The following is a 16,904-nucleotide window of genomic DNA, read 5'->3' as shown; positions in this document are numbered from 1 at the left end:
CCCGACACGGGGCGGGGCCGCGCGGGATCGACCCGACACGGGGTCAGCGCTCCGGGCGAACCCGACACGGCGGCCCCGGCGGCGTGATCCACTCGGGTTCCTGGAAGTCGCGGTGTCCCGGCGCCGGGGATACCCCGACTTCATGAAAGCCGAGTGGATCATGCGGTCTGGTCGCGCGCCCAGCCCGGCCCGAGGATAGGGCTGAACGCCGCACAGACCCGCCCCGGCTTGTCGGGTTTATGCCGCTCCGCGTGGAAACCAGCCTAGCGGCGTCCGGCAACATCCAGCCCGCCCGGCCGGACATTCAACGCTAACGGTATGGCAAGGCTGAGGAGACGCCGAACGACATGAACCGGTCGCTTACGAGTCGAGTGCCTGGTCTGTGGCGCGCTGCCACCGGCCAACATCTAGGCTCTGACCGAGAAGGGTGGATCATGGAAGCTGCAATGTGCCGGGCTCTGGCTCATTCCCCGCCCGGGGTCGGCCGATGAGCGCAATGGCATTCCTGAACATCGCCATGCACGGGCACATCAACCCGACATTGCCCGTCGTGGGCGAGCTTGTTCGTCGTGGCCACTCCGTCACCTACCACACGACGCCGGCCTACGCCGAGCAGATCGCGGCCACCGGGGCGCGAGTGCTCCTCTACTCCGGGGACGACGTACCGCTCTCCGGCCCGCCGACGCCCGTCACGGTGATGGAGCAGCTTGCCCGTACCGCCGTACGCGTGCTGCCCGGCGTCCTCTCCGACCTGCGGGAAACCCGACCCGATCTGATCGTGCACGACTCCCTCTGCCCGTGGGGGCCGGTGGCAGCCCGGGAACTCGGCGTGCCGCCGGCATCGTCGTTCACCACGTTCGCCTTCAACCGGCACGTGCCCAGCCCGACCCGCGGCTCCTGGGAGCTGTTCAGCGCGGCGGCGACCCTTCCCCGTCCGACCGTGGGCTATCTGAGGTCGCGTTGGGAGCTGCGCCGCCGGTACGACACCCGCAGGCTGCCCCTGATCGACCTGGCCAACATTCGTCAGCCGCTCAACCTTGTCTACACCTCGCGGGCGTTCCACCCCGAGGCGGACAGTTTCGACCAGTCCTACCAGTTCGTCGGGCCGAGCATCGGTGCCCGCCCCGCAGACTCGTCGTTCCCGGTCGATCGACTGCGGGACCCGGTGGTGTACGCCTCGATGGGCACGGTGTTCGACGCCCCGCAGCTGTTGCGTACCCTCGCCGACGCGCTCGCCCCGCTGGGTGGCACCGTGATCATCTCCACCGGACACACCGATCCCGCCGCGCTTGGGTCGCTACCGGGCAACGTCCTCGCCTACCGTTCCGTACCGCAGTTGGAGGTGCTGGCCCGAGCAACACTGTTCATCACCCACGGCGGGGTGAACAGCGTCAACGAAGCGCTGTACGCCGGCACTCCGATGCTGGTGGTGCCGCAGGGCGCCGACCAACTGCTGGTGGCTTCCCGCATCGTCGAGCTTGATGCCGGCCTGTCGATCCGCACCGAGGACGTCACGGTGGAGGCCGTGCGGGCCCTCGCCCAACGCCTGCTCGACGAGCCTCGATTCCGATCCGCCGCGAACACCCTGCAGGTCGCCCAGCGTCAGGCGGGCGGCTACGCGCGTGCCGCCGACGTACTGGAGCACTTCGTGCACCAGACCGGCTCGATCACGCAGCCGGGCTCCGCCGATCTGCCGCCGCAGGGCTGACCGATGCCTGCCGTCGTCGCCATCCTGCTGCTGGTCGCCGGGCTGTCCGAGGCCGCCGGGCGTCTCCTGCCGGTGGTGGCACGCCTGTCCGGCGTGTCGCACGTGAGAGTGGTCAGCCTGTTGCTGGCGGGCGCGATCGTCGACGGCGCGGTGTTCGCGCTCTGGCCGCTGTCCGCGTGGGCCGTTGCCGGTCTGGTGCTGCCCACCGCACCGTCCGAGGCACTGGTCTGGACACCAGGCCTGGCTGCTCCGTTGGTGCTTGCGGGGGTCCTCGCGTTCCCGCTTCTTGGGCCACTGCTGCACCTGTTGCTCATGGTGGGAGTGGGCGCCGGCCTCACCGGCGCGCTCGCCAGAGTGGCCGGCGTCGGCTGGTGGGAAGCCGCCGGCTGCGTAGCGGTCGCGGGAGTCGGGCTCGGCGTCTCCGTCGAGGCCGTCCGCCGCCTCGTCGTGAAGCTCAACACCAGACGAGCACCGGAACCAGTCGCGTGATCGGACTGGCGCTCCTGCTGCTGCTCGGGGGGCTGGGACTGGTGCTGATCGCCGAGGCCCTGCTCGCCCGCTACGAGGTGCTGGTCTACGCCGCAGGCTGGCGCACACCCACCATCTCCCGCCCCGAAGGCACGTCCTACGCCCGCGGGGCGGATCCGGACCGCCCTCCGGCCGCCTACCTGGTCTATCTGGACGGCATCGGAAAACGCCGTTTCCACGACACCCGCGATGGTGGCCGACTGGTCAAGGCCCTGATCAACCGAGCGCCGGAGCTCAGGGTGCTGGGCCAGGTGCAGCCCTACTCCCCGTTGGCCGTGCCGCTCGCCGACCGGCCGGTCTGGAGGTGGGTGCGCCGCCGCATCGGGCTGCTGCTGTTTCTGCACAACGTGATGCAGATCTTCGTCGCCGCCGACCGCCGCTACCGCCCCCTGTACAACCGTGCCGTCGGCGCGCAGATCGCCACCGAGCTTCGGGTCGCCGGTTACCGGCCGGACAGCGGTATACCCGTGGTGCTGCTCAGTTACAGCGGTGGCGCCCAGGTCGCCAGCGGTGCGGTGAACGAACTGTGGGCCGAACTGCGCAGCCCGCTCTGGCTGATCACTCTCGGCGGCTTCCACAACGGTGCCAACGACATCACCCATGCCCAGCACCTCTACCAGCTCACCAGTGCCGGCGACTGGATCGAGCGAGTCGGCACCTGGATCTTTCCGCAGCGGTGGCGGCTGTTTCGCTGGAGCGGATGGAATCGGGCCGACCGCGAAGGGAAGATCACCGTGCACGGGCTCGATCCGGCCACGCACATCGGTCCCCGCAGTTACATTGCCCCGGAGGCCCGCTTACCCGATGGCCGCAGCCACCTCGACCGGACCACCGACACCGTGATCACGCTGATCCGGGATTGCCTCAGCCTGACAACGGAAACCGGCGGCCCGCGGCCCTGAACGTTCACACGTCGGCGTTCAAACCCGCCTGCTGATTCGCCTCTGTCTGGGGGAGCCCGGAGATCTGGAGCAGTTGACTGACGACAACGCGGAGTTGCGAGACGACGACGGCACCGGAGGACCCCACACCCTCGGTACATGCCTCGCTGATGTCGGTGATCACCTGTAGCGCCCGCTCCCGCGCTCGGTCCGGCTCCCGTCCGGCCAGGAAGTCACGATGCAGGAGCCGGAACGCCTGGCCGAAGTGCTCGATCGCCGTGGAAAGGCCGGCCGGCAGCGTCTCCCGGGCGCGCAGTGCCGACACCGCCCACTGCACCATCTCGCGGCTGCTGGTGTAGGCGAGTTCGAGATGCTCGGCCGCCCGCGCGTACCGACGCATGATGCCCAGCCGTCTCCTCCGCCACGGTGAGAGAATCGCGACTTCGCATGCTGCGGCGACCACGTCGGCCGTGTTTCGTCGTTGCGCCTCTGCCGCACGCAGTCGCTGTAGGGCATCCTCGGCCTGCCGCACGTCGCGGTGAGCCAGCGCATTGGCGGTGGCGGTCATCTCCCGGGCGATGGCATCGACTGTCGGACCAGCGGCGCGGTGCACGATCCGCACCGGATTGAGCGGCAGAATCAGCAAGGCCACCACGATGGCCACCACTACACCGACCAGCGCATTGGCCGTCCGGGGCACGGCCAGGTCCGGCCGGTCCGGAGACACTGTGCCGAGCAGGACGGCGGTGCTTCCCGCCTGCACCATGACGGCTCCGGTGCCACGAAAGACGGCTGCCGCCGAAATGGCCAGTGCCACGACCACGCCGGTCTGAATGGGTCCCGCCCCGATGAACCGTATGATCCCGTTTCCGACCAGCACCCCCAGGATCACCCCGGCGAGAAGTTCCAGAGTTCGACGGGCCCGATTGCCGATGGCCGCCGCGATGGTGCCGACCGCGGCGGCGGGTGCGAACAGCGGCTGCGGATTGTGCAGCACGTCGCTCGCAACAAACCAGGCCAACCCGGCGGCCACACCCGCCTGCACCGCGAGGATGAGGTACGTGCGAAGCCGTTCATAGGCCTCCCGGCCCTCGTGCAGCGCACTCGCCGCCGGTCGGGCACCCCGACGTCTGCTGCGCACTCTCACCCCCACCATCGATCGGCTCTCTCACGATCGTCGTACGACGGCGAACGTCGGGTGCGAGAGATCCCCAATCTGATCCGCCACCGACGGTGGCGTTCGCGTCGGCGCATGGGGATATTCGGCCGATGGGGTGGGTCAGCCGGCGTCGAGCAGCTCCAGGACCGCGTCACGGGCGGCCAGGACGGCTGCCTCGGACTGCGGGCCGTGGTTGAGGATGTCGAAGGAGTGCTGCCCGTCCGGCACCTCGATCACCCGCATCGGCCAGCCCTGGGCGGTTGCCGCGGGCAGGAACGCGTCGATGCCAGCCAGAACCGGTGGGATGTCCTGGCCGGCGCGGGTCAGCACCAGTGGCAGGCTCGTGCCGGAGCTGAGTGCCTCGACCGGCAGGAACCGAGCATCGACCTCCCAGCCGGGGAACGGGATGAGCAGCGGGTACGTCAGTGCGATCCCGCGTAGCCAGGGCGGCGGGACGCGCAGCCAGTCGGCCGCGAAGAGGCCGCCGCCGGAGAAGAACCACAGCACCACCCGCTCGGGGTCGACCCGCGGATCGGCGCGGACCTGCTCGACCATCGCGGCGATGTCGTCGGCTGCGGCGGGCAGCGCCGACAGGTCGGACACCTGGTAGCTGACCAGCGCGGTGACCACGCCGCTGGCGGCGAGCAACGCGCCGTAGCCGCGGTAGAGCAACCAGTCGCGGGGGTCGGGCGCGTCGGGTGGCAGCGGAGCGCCGTGCACCACCACGACGGCGGGCGCGGGGCCGGCGTCGGCGGGCAGGTGCAGGTCGACCTTGCCGTGTCGTTCGACCGGCGCGGCCGGGGTGGACAGGACGAAGGGCCGTTGTGCGACGGGCGTCGTCATGGCCTCATCGTATCGATCATCAACCTGCCCGGCTGCCGCAACGATGATCTACAGAGGACGGTGGGTCAGGTCGGGTCGCCGGGTTTCGCGGCGTCGCCGGCCTGGGCGTGCCGCTCCAGCAGCCGCTGCCGGATCTCCTCGGGGGTGTACGCGCGCCGACGCCGTTCGGCCCGCGCGATGACCACACCGGAGGCCGCTACGCCGGCGAGCCCGGCCAGCCCGAGAACCTTCCACCACCGCATTCGTTGCCGCATCGGCCTAGGCTAGACCCTCATGAGCATCAGCCTGGATGAGGCCGTCGAGTTGACCCGCACCGGTGACGTGTGGGTGTTCCGGGGTCGCAGCGTGCCGGACCGGGCGATCCAGTTCACCACCAACAGCCCGGTGAACCACGTCGGGATGGCGGTGGTGCTGGACGACATGCCGCCGCTGATGTGGCACGCGGAGTTGGGCAGGTCGTTGCCGGACCTGTGGTCGGGCAGCCACCAACGCGGCGTCCAGCTGCACGACCTGCGGGATGCCGTCTGCGTCTGGGCCAACCGGTACGGCCAACGGGCCTGGTTGCGGCAGCTCGACCCGCCGGCCGACGGGGAGATGGAGCGGGCGGTGCTGCGGACGATCGCACGGTTGGACGGCACGCCGTTCCCGTCAACCGCCCAGTTGGCGTGGCGCTGGGTGCGGGGTCGGGTGCCGGCGCTGCCGCGCCCCGGGCTTCCCGCGCTGCCGCACCTCGGTCGGCTGTCGGCGCTGTCACGTCTCGGCCAGCCAACACCTCGACCAACCCCGACCGACCGCGCCAACCCGGGCGACCGCGCCAACCCCTCCAGCTCGGCCCGGTCGCCGGGGGAGCGGGACCGGGCGCTGGAGACGGCGTACTGCGCCGAGGTGGTGGCGGTGACCTATGAGGCAATGGGGTTGCTGCCGGCGGGCCGGCGTCCGAACTGGTACGACCCGGGACGGTTCTGGAGTGGGGACGACCTGGGTCTGGCCGCCGACGCCCGGTTGGGTTCCGAGATCGAGGTTCACGTACCGCCGCGCTGAGGTTTGACCTGGGCGGTGACCGGCAATTGCTGTGACCGTGAACGCCTCCACGGATCTTGACACGTTGGCCGACTTCTTCGACCGGTACGGCGTGGCGTTGACCTCCGGCGACCTGCCGGCCATCGCCGGCTGCTACGCCCTGCCGGGGCTGGTCGTGGCCGACACCTACAGCTTCTCGTTCACGTCCGCTGCGGCGGTGGCGCTGTCCTTCGTGGGCGCCGCACCCGACTACCAGGACCGGGAGTTGGTTGCGGCCCACGCCCGGATCGAGGACGTGCAGCCGGTGTCCGCGCTGTTGACGATGGTGGCGGTGGAGTGGGAGTTCCTGGACAGTCGGGGGCAGGCGGTGCCGGGGGAGCGGTACCGGTACCTGCTGCGTATCTCGGATGACGGCCCACTGATCTGCACGGTCGTCCGGACGGGCTGACCGACGGGGGCCGGTCGGCCCGATCCGTACCCGCCCGGTTCCCGGCTCGTGCGGCGCTGGCTACGCTGTCGCGTCGGTGGGGACGAGGGGAGACCTGATGGCGGTGCGGCCGGACGGTGCGGCAGCTTCGCGGGCGGCGCGGGTGTTGGCGTCGGTGCCGTGGATCGTGGTGCTGCTCGGTGTGTGCGCGCTGGTGGTGCTCCTGGTGATCGCGCTGTTGTCGTTCCGGACCAGGGAGCGGGACGCGCCGCCGCAGGCCGCGCCTCCGGCGTTCCTGCCGACCGTGCCGGCCGCCGCGTCGGCCACCGGTGGGCCGACTCCGGCCGCTGTGGAGCGGCGCTCGGTGTCGCCGCGACCGTCGCGCAGTAGTCGGACGCCGTCACCGCGGGCCACCGTCACCGGCTCGCCGACTCCGGGGCGGACGAGCGTCCTGATGGCGCCGTCGGAGGACGACACGGTCAGCGCCCGGTACCAGGTCGGTACGAACGGCTGGGACGGGGACGCGGCGGTGCTGGCTATCGCCAACGAGTCGAGTCGCTCGGTGGACTGGCAGGTGGAGTTGGTGTTCGACGACGACACCTGGACTCTGCGAGTGAGTGATGACTCGGGCATCTCGGTGCGGGGGCGCGGGCACGGGGAGTTCGTGCTGCGCGGCACCAGTTCGATGGATCCGGGTGGCTCTCGGACGCTGCGGCTGCGTGTCGGCTGGGGTGACTCGGCGCAGCGACCGGTCAAGTGCACGATCAACGGGGCCGACTGCCGGATCGGCTGAGCCAGCGCCGCGCCGCAAGACCGCCGCGCCGCAAGACCGCCGCGCCGCAAGACCGCCGCGCCGCAAGACCGCCGCGCCGCAAGACCGCCGCGCCGCAAGACCGGTGCACCGGCAAGACCCCTGCACCGGCAAGGCTTTCCGGGCCGGGCCGCCGATCGCTACGCTGCGCGGACGGTCCGCTGAAGGAGGTACATGTCCGGCATGCGCCGTGTTCCGCGCCCGCCACACGGTCCGGTGGCGATCGCCACGTCGCCCTGGATCGTGGTCGGCGCCGGTGTCGTCGTGATGGTGGTCCTGCTCATCGTGGCCCTCGGCGCGTACCGGGGACGTAGCCCTGCGCCGGACGGCGCGCAACCGCCGGCGCTGCCGGTGCCATCCGCGGTGGTGGCGCCGAGCGTGCCCACCTCGGTGCCGTCTCCGGTGTCGGTGCTGCCGGGGATATCCGGCCGTGCGAGCGGGTTGCCGCCGAGTGCCACGGTCGGGTCACCGTCGGTCGACCCGACGGTCGGTCAGATCGGGAAGCCGACGGCGACGCGGTCGCCGAGCCGGGCCGCGCCGGTGCAGCCGGCGATGACCGGGCGGTACCGGGTGGTGCAGAGCTTCGACGGGGGTTTCATCGGCGAGGTGGCGATGCTCAACACGTCCGGCCGGAGCCGTGGTTGGACGGTGCGGCTGGAGTTCTCCGGTGGACGGCTGGTGACCGCCTGGGTGGAGGGCGTCCCACAGGGGACGATCCGCCAGTCCGATGACGGCTTCACGTACGTCAGTGGGGTGGAGGTGTCGCCCGGCGGTTCGGTGTCCTTGCGGTTCCACTTGGAGCGGTCGCCCAGCACGCCGAGGGAGTGCACGGTGGACGGGGTCCGCTGCAACGGTCTCTGAGCGGCTCTTCCGCAAGGATGCTGCTTTGTTGCGACCATGTTTGCAAGGTATTGCAGAATGTTTCGGCAAGGGTTAGCGTGCGGCCAATCAGCGACCAGAGGAAGGCGTCGATGAAACCCCCGCCGATACCGCGCACTGCCCTGCTGGCCCTTGCCTCCCTGCTCACCGTCACGCTCGTCGGCGCTCCGGTTGCCGTGCACCCCGCCGCCGCGGGTCCCCGGCCGTCCGACGGCGCCCCGCTCGCGATCGGCGGCGCGACCCAGTGGCGTGACGAACCCACCGCCGAGGCGCTGCTGAAGGCCGGCGGCAACTCCGCCCGAGCCGAGCAGTTCTACTTCGTCCTGCCGGACCGGTTCGCCAACGGAGACCCCCGCAACGACCGGGGCGGCCTCGCCGGCGACCGGCTGCGGACCGGCCTCGACCCGACCGACAAGGGCTTCTACCACGGCGGCGACCTCAAGGGCGTCATCGACAAGTTGGACTACATCCAGGGGATGGGCACCACGGCCATCTGGCTCGCCCCGATCTTCAAGAACCGGCCGGTGCAGGGTGCCGGCAACGACATCTCGGCCGGCTACCACGGCTACTGGATCACCGACTTCACCCAGGTGGACCCGCACTTTGGCACGATGGAAGAGATGAAGCGGCTGGTCAAGCTCGCCCACCAGCGCGGCCTCAAGATCTACCTCGACGTGATCGTCAACCACACCGCCGACGTGATCAAGTACGCCGAGGACAAGTACGCGTACGTGGACAAGGCGACCTCGCCGTACACCGATGCGCAGGGCCGGGCGTTCGAGGACCGCAACTACGCCGACGGCTCCCGTGCGTTCCCGCCGGTCGACAGGGAGTCCTTCCCGTACACGCCGACGTTCGCCGAATCGAAGGACGCGAGCGTCAAGGTCCCCGCCTGGCTGAACGACGCCACCATGTACCACAACCGGGGTGACTCCACCTTCGCCGGCGAGAACAGCGAGTACGGCGACTTCTTCGGCCTCGACGACCTGTGGACCGAGCGTCCCGAGGTGGTCCGGGGCCTGACCAAGGCGTACGGGGACTGGATCGGCGCGACCGGCGTCGACGGCTTCCGACTGGACACCGTGAAGCACGTCAACATGGATTTCTGGCCGCAGTTCAGCCAGGGCATCGAGCGGGCCGCGGAGAAGGCCGGCAAGAAGGACTTCTTCATGTTCGGCGAGGTGTACAGCGCCGACCCGGAGATCAGCTCCAGCTACGTCCGCCAGGGTGGCCTGCCGGCCACCCTCGACTTCGCCTTCCAGGAGGCCGCGCGGGGCTTCACCGCCGGCGCCGGCTCCGCGAAGGCGCTCGCCGACGTGTACGCCCGCGACGACCTCTACGCGGCCAGGGACACCGACGCCGGCCGGCTGACCACCTTCCTCGGCAACCACGACATGGGCCGGATCGGATCGTTCATCGCCGGTGGTGGCAGCGACCCGACCAGCCACCTGCGTCGTGACCAGCTCGCGCACCAGTTGATGTTCCTGACCCGGGGCCAGCCGGTGGTCTACTCCGGCGACGAACAGGGCTTCACCGGCCCGGGCGGGGACAAGGACGCCCGCCAGGACATGTTCGCGTCGAAGGTTCCCGACTACCTCGACGACGACCTGCTCGGCACCGACCGCACCCACGCCAGCGACCAGTTCGACCCGACCCATCCGCTGTATCGGACCATCGCCGACCTGGGCCGGCTGCGCCAGGCCCACCCGGCGTTGCGCGACGGTGTGCAGGTCACCCGGTACGCGGCCGACGGGCCCGGCGTCTTCGCCGCCTCCCGGATCGCCCCGGCCGACCGCACCGAGTACGTGGTGGCCGTCAACAACGCCGACACCGCGCAGACTGTCACCGTGGACACGTGGTCGGCCGGCGCCACCTTCACCGGCATCTACGGCGGCTCGGGCGACGAACAGGCCGGCGGTGACGGCGAGTTGACCCTCACCGTGCCGCCGTTGTCGGCGGCGGTGTACCGGGCCGGCAACCCCATCGCACCGGCGGCCGACAAGCCGACCATCACCATCACCAGCCCGGTTCCGGACGCGCCGGTCGCCACCCGGGCGACGGTCACCGCCCGGGTGACCGGCGACCCGCTGGCCACCGTCACCGTCGCGGCGCGGGTGGCTGGCGGCCGGTGGACGCTGCTGGGCAGCGCCGATCACGCCCCGTACACCGTGCAGCACGACCTGACCGGCCTGGCCGGCGGCACCCGGGTCGAGTACAAGGCGGTGGTCCGCGACGGCCGGGGCCGTACCGCCACCGCCCGGTCCACCGCCGTCGTGGGGACCCCGGCGCAGGGCAGCTCCCGGGAGTGGGCGGTGGTGCACTACCAGCGTCCGGCCGGGGGGTACGACGACTGGGGGCTGTACGCCTGGGGGGACATCGACCCGGCGTACGTCACCGAGTGGCCGAAGGGGCAGCCGTTCGCCGGGGAGGACTCCTACGGCCGGTTCGCCTGGGTGAAACTCAAGCCGGGCGCGACGTCGGTGAACTTCCTGGTGGTCGACGCAGGCGGCACCAAGGACGTCGCCCAGGACCGCAGCATCGACGTCACCCGGACCGGCGAGATCTGGCTCAAGCAGGGCGACCCGGCGATCTACCCGAGCCGGCAGGCGGCCGCCGGTGAACCGGACCCGCCGGTCGAGGAGGGCACCGCCGTGCTCCACTATCGGCGGGCCGACGGCAACTACGACGGCTGGGGCCTGCACCTGTGGGACGGCGCGGCCAACCCGACCGAGTGGTCCGCCCCGCTGCGGCCGACCTCCGTCGACGCGTTCGGGGCGGTGTTCCGGGTGCCGCTGGCGGCCGGTGCCACCGGCCTGAACTACATCATCCACCAGGGCGACACCAAGGACCTGCCCGACGACCAGCGGCTCGACTTCGCCAGCGCAGGCCGGGAGGTGTGGCTGCTCGCCGCCACGCCGGGCCGCCTGCTGCCGTCGACGGCCACCACCGCCAGCGGAGACACCGACATCAGCAAGCAGAAGGCGCACTGGATCGACCGGTCCACAGTGGCGTGGCAGACCCCGCCGACCGACGGCAAGACGTACGCGCTGGTCACCGCGCCCACCGGCGGGGTCAGCGTGGTCGACGGGGAGCTGACCGGCACGTACACCACGTTGCCGCTGCGGGCGCAGCGCAACGGGCTCACCGAGGCCCAACGCGACAGGTTCCCGCACCTGTGGTCGTACCGTAGCTTCGCCCTGGACCGGGCGGTCCTGGCCAAGGTCCCGGCGGCGCTGCGGGGGCAGCTGCTGGTCACCGAGCGCGACGCCGAGGGCGCGCTGCTCGCCGCGACCGGCGTGCAGATCCCCGGCGTGCTCGACGACGTGTACTCCCGGGCGACCGACGCCACCCTCGGGCCCACGTTCGGGGGGCGGACGCCGAGCCTCGCGCTCTGGGCGCCGACCGCCCACAGCGTGCGCCTGCACCTGTTCGACTCGCCCACCGCCGCGCCGAAGACGGTGCCGATGCGCCGCGACGACCGCACCGGCGTCTGGTCGGTGCGCGGCGACCACACCTGGACCGGCAAGTTCTACCGGTACGAGGTGCGGGCGTGGCAGCCGGCGGCACAGCGGATGGTCACCGCGTCGGTGACCGACCCGTACTCGGTGGCCCTCGCCGCCGACTCCACACACAGCCAGCTCGTCGACCTGAAAGACCCGGCGCTGGCCCCGGCTGGCTGGCGCACGCTGCGCAAACCGGCACCGGTGCCGGCCGCGAAGGCGCAGATCACCGAGCTGTCCGTGCGGGACTTCTCCATCGCCGACGACACAGTGCCGGCCGAGCGGCGGGGGAGCTTCCTCGCGTTCACCGACCCGGGAACCGCCGGCATGACCCACCTGCGGGCGCTCGGCGACGCCGGGGTCACCCACCTGCACCTGCTGCCGGCGTTCGACTTCGCGACGATCCCGGAGAAGCGGGCCGACCAGCGCCAGCCGGCCTGCGACCTGGCGGCGCTGCCGCCGGACTCGGCCGAGCAGCAGAAGTGCGTGGCGGCGGTCGCCGAAACCGACGGCTACAACTGGGGGTACGACCCGCTGCACTACACCGTGCCCGAGGGCGGCTACGCCGTCGACCCGGTCGGCGCGGCGCGAACCACCGAGTTCCGGCGGATGGTCGCCGGGGTGAACGAGGCCGGGCTGCGGGTGGTCATGGACGTGGTCTACAACCACACGTCGGCGGCCGGCACGGACGCGAAGTCGGTGCTCGACCAGATCGTGCCCGGCTACTACCACCGGCTGCTGGAGGACGGCACTCCTGCCAACTCCACCTGCTGCGCCAACACCGCTCCCGAGCACGCCATGATGGGCAAGCTGGTGGTCGACTCGCTGGTCACCTGGGCCCGGCAGTACAAGGTGGACGGCTTCCGCTTCGACCTGATGGGTCACCACCCGAAGGCGAACATCCTGGCCGTCCGGGCGGCCCTGGACCGGCTCACCGTCGCCCGCGACGGCGTGGACGGCAAGGCGGTCATGCTCTACGGCGAGGGCTGGAACTTCGGCGAGGTCGCCAACGACGCCCGTTTCGTCCAGGCCACCCAGGCCAACATGGCCGGCACCGGCATCGGCACCTTCAACGACCGGCTGCGCGACGCGGTGCGCGGCGGCGGGCCGTTCGACGCCAACCCCCGTGTGCAGGGTTTCGCCTCGGGGCTCTACACCGACCCGAACGGCGACGCAGTCAACGGGTCACCGGCCGAGCAGAAGGCCCGGCTGCTGCACGCCCACGACCTGATCAAGGTGGGGCTCACCGGCAACCTGCGCAGCTACCGGTTCACCGACACCGCCGGGCGTGAGGTCACCGGGGCGCAGGTGGACTACAACGGATCCCCGGCCGGCTACACCGCCGCGCCGGGGGAGGCCGTCACCTACGCCGACGCACACGACAACGAGATCCTGTACGACGCGTTGGCGTACAAACTGCCGCAGGCCACGACGGCGGCGGACCGCTCCCGGATGCAGGTGCTGGCGCTGGGCACTGTGGTGCTGGGACAGGGCACCGGGTTCGTCACCACCGGCACCGAACGGCTGCGGTCGAAGTCGCTGGACCGCAACTCGTACAACTCCGGTGACTGGTTCAACCAGATCCGCTGGGGCTGTGAACGGGGCAACGGGTTCGGTGCCGGTCTGCCGCCCGCGCCCGACAACGAGGACAAGTGGTCGTACGCGAAGCCGCTGCTGGCCGACCCGGCGCTGGTGCCGGACTGCGCGGCGATCAACACGACCGACGCCCGGTACGCCGAGTTGCTGCGCATCCGGGCCTCGTCGCCCGTGTTCGGGCTGGCCACCGCCGAGCAGGTGCAGCGGAGGGTGGCGTTCCCACTGTCCGGTGCGCAGGAGACACCGGGTGTGCTGACCATGACCCTGGACGCCCGTGGGCTGGGCGGGCCGTGGAAGTCGCTGACCGTCGTCTTCAACAGCACCCCGTCGGCGGCCGACCAGACGGTGACCGGACTGCGCGGAGCGGACGTGGCACTGCACCCGGTGCTGGTCGACTCGGCCGACCCGGCGCTGCGTACCGCCTCGTTCGACCGGGCGGCCGGCACGTTCACCGTACCGGCGCGCAGCGTGGCGGTCTTCGTTCAGAAGTGACGTGAACCGGCCCCCTTCCGCGTCTCGCGGAAGGGGGCCGGCCTGTGATGCTGGCGCTGCGCTGTGGTCACCCGAGGGTGATCAGGCGAAGCAGTTCTCGATGGTGCCGCCCGGGATGGCCAGGCAGTTGGTCGGACGGTTCGCGGTGATGGCGGACTTGTCGTCCACGTTCACGTCCCCGAAGAAGCTGAAGACACCGCCCGGAGCGAAGGTGGAGAAGTTGTGGGCGACCTTCGTCTTCGACAGGTTGACCTCGCCGAAGATGTTGAAGATGCCGCCGCCGACCCCGATCGGGCCGATGGCCCGGTTGCCGACGACCTCGCTGTCGCGCAGCGTGGTGACGCTCAAGGCGTTGAAGAGCCCGCCGCCGAAGAAGCCGGCGGTGTTGTCCTTGATGCTGCTCTTCTCGAACGTGACCGCGCTGCCGAAGGCGATGGCGACACCGCCACCGACACCGGCGGTGCTGTTCCGCTCCACCGAGACGTTGTGCAGGTTCAGCTGGCTGTTCGCCGCGGCGATACCGCCGCCGGCGAGAACCGCGGTGTTCGAGACGAACTTGGTCTCGTACGCCGTGGTGTTGCCCTCGATGTCGAGGTATCCACCACCGAAGCCCAACGTCTCGTTGTCGGTGAGCTCGGCCTTCTTGAGCTCGACCGTCCCGCCGTCGACGTCGTCGGCGAAGATCCTTGCGGCACCGTTGGAGATACCGCCACCACCGATGATGGCGGTGTTGTCCTTGATCTTCGACTCCTCGACCTTGAGCAGGCCGGCGTTGAAGACGCCGCCACCGAAGAAGAAGGCGGTGTTACGGGTGACGGTGCTGTGCCAGATCTTCGTGGTGCCGAAGTTGGCCACACCACCACCGTTGCCGCCCGACTGGTTCAGGACGACCTCGGACTCCAGGATCTCGGCGGTGCCACCCGGCTGAACCAGAATCCCGGCACCGTCGGTGGAATCCGGGTACTCGACGAGCGGCGTGACGACGCCCCCCTGAGCGGCCGGCGCGGCCTTGGCCGTGACCTTGGGTGCCGCCTTCAGGCCCGCCTTCGGGTTGGCCTGTCGGGCGGTGAGCGCCTGGTCCAGCGGAACGCCCGCCTTCACCTGCGCCGCGATCGCCTCGGAGTCCGAGTAGGACGCCCAGACGGCCGCCGGCTCGACGGAGTTGTACAACTCGAGGGTCTGCCCACCCTTGATGGTCAGGCCCTTGATCGTGAGGTGGCCACCGGCGCCGACGTTGAGAATTCGGAAGTAGTCCGCCGTGGCTTCCCGAGCGATCGTGGTGTGCTCGCCCTTGAGCGTGATCCGCTCGGTGATCACCGGCAGGCCGTTGCCCTGGTAGTCGTTGCGGGTCAGGTTGTAGGTGCAGCCCTTGGCCAGTTCCAGCACACCGCCGTGCTTGTTGTTGGCGAACACGATCGCCTGAATCAGCTTGTCGGTGTCGCAGGGCACCTCCTTCCCGCGCTCGTGGTCCTTGTCCTTGTCCCGGTCCTTGTTCCGGTCCTCGTCCTTGTTCCAGTCGCGCGCCTCGTCACCCCGCTGGTCGCCGTCCTTGCTGACCTGCGCGGTGTTCCAGTTGAGGCCACCCGCACCGGCGCTGCCCGCGACGCCCACCGCCGCGAGACTGATCACGCCCGTCAAACCGGCCACGCCACTGGCGAGCCAGAGCTTGCGGCGGCGCTTGCCCGCCGCCCGCCCGGAGGCTTCGTTGTTCGTTAGGTAGTTGGACATCGGAGCTCTCTGCCCTCTCCTCGTACCAGACAGGGTCGCCGCCGTCAGACGGGCGTCCCCTGCTACAAATCGGTTGTAGCTCCCAAAACCACCGTATGAGAAGGTTCCTCGCCTCGCGGGCTTATCCGAGAGAAGCCCACATTCGGTTCATGTTGCCCCCAGTGAGGCCCGGACCGACACACCGCCGCCCAAGCCGGCCTGCACGCGCCTGACCTGCCCAAATGGGTACGCCCCTCCGAGCCGGTCACGGCTCGGAGGGGCGCACCCTCTATGTGGATCAGCCACCCGTTCCGGTCAGAAGCACCCGGGAACGTTCAGGCAGTTGGTGGGGCGGTTGGCGGACACCGCGGACTCGTCGTCAAGCCTCACGAAGCTGCCGAGGCCGTTGGAGATACCGCCGGGCGGCAGGGTGGCGAAGTTGTGCGTCACCCTCGTCCGGTAGAGGCTGACCTCGCCGCCGTCGGTGTTGTAGATGCCGCCGCCGCTGCCAAACGGGCCGATGGCCCGGTTGCCCGACACCTCGCTCTCGCGCAGCGTGGTGACACTGTCCTCGTTGAAGAGGCCGGCACCGAAGAACCCTGCGGTGTTGTCCTTGATCCTGCTGTTCTCGATCGTCGCGACGCTGTCGAAGGTCACCGCCAGGCCGCCACCCACACCGGCGGTGCTGTTCTTGGCCACCGTGGCGTCCTTGAGGGTGAGCTGGCTGTCGGCCACCGCGACGCCGCCACCGGCGAGGAGCGCGGTGTTGTCACTGACGGTCGTCTGGTGCAACGTCGTGGTGCCCTCGACATCGAGGACGCCGCCGCCGAAGCCGAGCGTCTCGTTGTCGGTGATCTCGCTCTTGTAGACCCAGACCGAGCCGCCGTCGACGTCATCGGTGAAGATCCGCGCCGCACCGTTGGAGATGCCGCCGCCGCCGATGATCCCGGTGTTGTCCTTGATCTTCGACTCGTCGACCTGGAGTACCCCGGCGTTGAAGATGCCGCCACCGAAGAGGAAGGCGGTGTTGTGCGCAACCGTCGTCTTGCTGAGCCTGGTGCTGCCGAAGTTGGCCAGCCCGCCGCCGTTGCCGCCGGACTGGTTGTAGAGCAACTCGCTGTCCAGGATCTCCGCGCGACCACCGGGCTGCACCAGCACCCCGGCGCCGTCGGTGAACCCAGGCTGCTCGACCAGCGGCGCGACCGTCGTACCGGCGCCCACCGGCTTCGCCGCCGCGCCCACCGGCTTCGCCGCCGCGCCCACCGGCTTCGCCGCCGCGCCCACCGGCTTCGCCGCCGCGCCCACCGGCTTCGCCGCCGCGGCCACCGGCTTCGCCGTGGCGGCCTTGGTGGC

14 protein-coding genes are annotated in these 16,904 nt (G+C 70.4%); 9 read left to right on the top strand and 5 right to left on the bottom strand.

Features of this window, described 5'->3' with window-relative positions:
* Nucleotides 1–487 precede the first annotated feature (487 nt).
* From DLJ58_RS27000 to DLJ58_RS26990, 3 genes are read left to right on the top strand one after another with little or no spacing between them, the layout of a single operon-like run.
* The gene (locus DLJ58_RS27000; RefSeq protein WP_124860476.1) at nucleotides 488–1,708 is read left to right on the top strand and encodes a macrolide family glycosyltransferase; all 1,221 of its coding nucleotides are present in this window, start codon (nucleotides 488–490) and stop codon (nucleotides 1,706–1,708) included.
* Nucleotides 1,709–1,711: 3 nt separating this feature from the next.
* Entirely contained in the window at nucleotides 1,712–2,197 is a 486-nt protein-coding gene (locus tag DLJ58_RS26995; protein ID WP_124860474.1) for a hypothetical protein, read from the top strand.
* Nucleotides 2,194–3,138: a hypothetical protein gene (locus DLJ58_RS26990; RefSeq protein ID WP_124860472.1), complete on the top strand. Its 945-nt coding sequence runs from the start codon at nucleotides 2,194–2,196 to the stop codon at nucleotides 3,136–3,138. Before DLJ58_RS26995 ends, DLJ58_RS26990 begins: the two co-directional genes overlap by 4 nt.
* Nucleotides 3,139–3,142: 4 nt before the next feature.
* On the opposite strand, the gene DLJ58_RS26985 is transcribed toward DLJ58_RS26990, so the two are convergent.
* The 3 genes from DLJ58_RS26985 to DLJ58_RS26975 all read right to left on the bottom strand — a co-directional run bounded on the left by DLJ58_RS26985 (nucleotide 3,143) and on the right by DLJ58_RS26975 (nucleotide 5,373).
* On the bottom strand, nucleotides 3,143–4,258 hold the full coding sequence (locus DLJ58_RS26985) for an FUSC family protein (protein WP_244219143.1): 1,116 nt from the start codon (nucleotides 4,256–4,258) through the stop codon (nucleotides 3,143–3,145).
* 138 nt (nucleotides 4,259–4,396) lie between these two features.
* Nucleotides 4,397–5,119: an alpha/beta hydrolase gene (locus tag DLJ58_RS26980; RefSeq protein WP_124860458.1), complete on the bottom strand. Its 723-nt coding sequence runs from the start codon at nucleotides 5,117–5,119 to the stop codon at nucleotides 4,397–4,399.
* Between the two features lie 65 nt (nucleotides 5,120–5,184).
* A complete protein-coding gene (locus tag DLJ58_RS26975) occupies nucleotides 5,185–5,373 on the bottom strand; it encodes a hypothetical protein (RefSeq protein WP_124860456.1) in 189 nt (62 codons plus the stop codon).
* A 19-nt stretch (nucleotides 5,374–5,392) separates the two neighbouring features.
* Here DLJ58_RS26975 and DLJ58_RS26970 point away from each other — a divergent pair, with 19 nt between their 5' ends.
* The 5 genes from DLJ58_RS26970 to pulA all read left to right on the top strand — a co-directional run bounded on the left by DLJ58_RS26970 (nucleotide 5,393) and on the right by pulA (nucleotide 13,844).
* On the top strand, nucleotides 5,393–6,160 hold the full coding sequence (locus tag DLJ58_RS26970; RefSeq protein WP_124860454.1) for a hypothetical protein: 768 nt from the start codon (nucleotides 5,393–5,395) through the stop codon (nucleotides 6,158–6,160).
* Nucleotides 6,161–6,197: 37 nt separating this feature from the next.
* Entirely contained in the window at nucleotides 6,198–6,587 is a 390-nt protein-coding gene (locus DLJ58_RS26965) for a hypothetical protein (protein ID WP_112675108.1), read from the top strand.
* 97 nt (nucleotides 6,588–6,684) lie between these two features.
* Complete coding sequence (locus DLJ58_RS26960) at nucleotides 6,685–7,359, top strand: cellulose binding domain-containing protein (protein ID WP_124860452.1); 675 nt, start codon at nucleotides 6,685–6,687, stop codon at nucleotides 7,357–7,359.
* A 192-nt stretch (nucleotides 7,360–7,551) separates the two neighbouring features.
* A complete protein-coding gene (locus DLJ58_RS26950) occupies nucleotides 7,552–8,238 on the top strand; it encodes a cellulose binding domain-containing protein (RefSeq protein WP_244219142.1) in 687 nt (228 codons plus the stop codon).
* 110 nt (nucleotides 8,239–8,348) lie between these two features.
* Complete coding sequence (gene pulA / locus DLJ58_RS26945; RefSeq protein WP_124860448.1) at nucleotides 8,349–13,844, top strand: pullulanase-type alpha-1,6-glucosidase; 5,496 nt, start codon at nucleotides 8,349–8,351, stop codon at nucleotides 13,842–13,844.
* Nucleotides 13,845–13,925: 81 nt separating this feature from the next.
* Here pulA and DLJ58_RS26940 read toward each other — a convergent pair whose 3' ends face one another.
* Both DLJ58_RS26940 and DLJ58_RS34315 read right to left on the bottom strand, forming a co-directional pair.
* Nucleotides 13,926–15,572 carry a hypothetical protein gene (locus tag DLJ58_RS26940; RefSeq protein WP_124860446.1) on the bottom strand — a complete coding sequence of 549 codons (1,647 nt, stop codon included), beginning with the start codon at nucleotides 15,570–15,572 and terminating at the stop codon, nucleotides 13,926–13,928.
* Between the two features lie 294 nt (nucleotides 15,573–15,866).
* Nucleotides 15,867–16,703 carry a hypothetical protein gene (locus tag DLJ58_RS34315; protein ID WP_425271350.1) on the bottom strand — a complete coding sequence of 279 codons (837 nt, stop codon included), beginning with the start codon at nucleotides 16,701–16,703 and terminating at the stop codon, nucleotides 15,867–15,869.
* Nucleotides 16,704–16,722: 19 nt separating this feature from the next.
* Here DLJ58_RS34315 and DLJ58_RS35225 point away from each other — a divergent pair.
* Nucleotides 16,723–16,904 (top strand): DUF1720 domain-containing protein (locus tag DLJ58_RS35225; RefSeq protein ID WP_208741350.1); only part of this gene is annotated, 182 nt, incomplete at its 3' end.

The sequence above is a fragment of the Micromonospora arida genome (assembly GCF_003857035.1).
Taxonomy (GTDB): Bacteria; Actinomycetota; Actinomycetes; order Mycobacteriales; family Micromonosporaceae; genus Micromonospora; species Micromonospora arida.
This window is presented reverse-complemented; position numbering and strand designations above follow the sequence as displayed.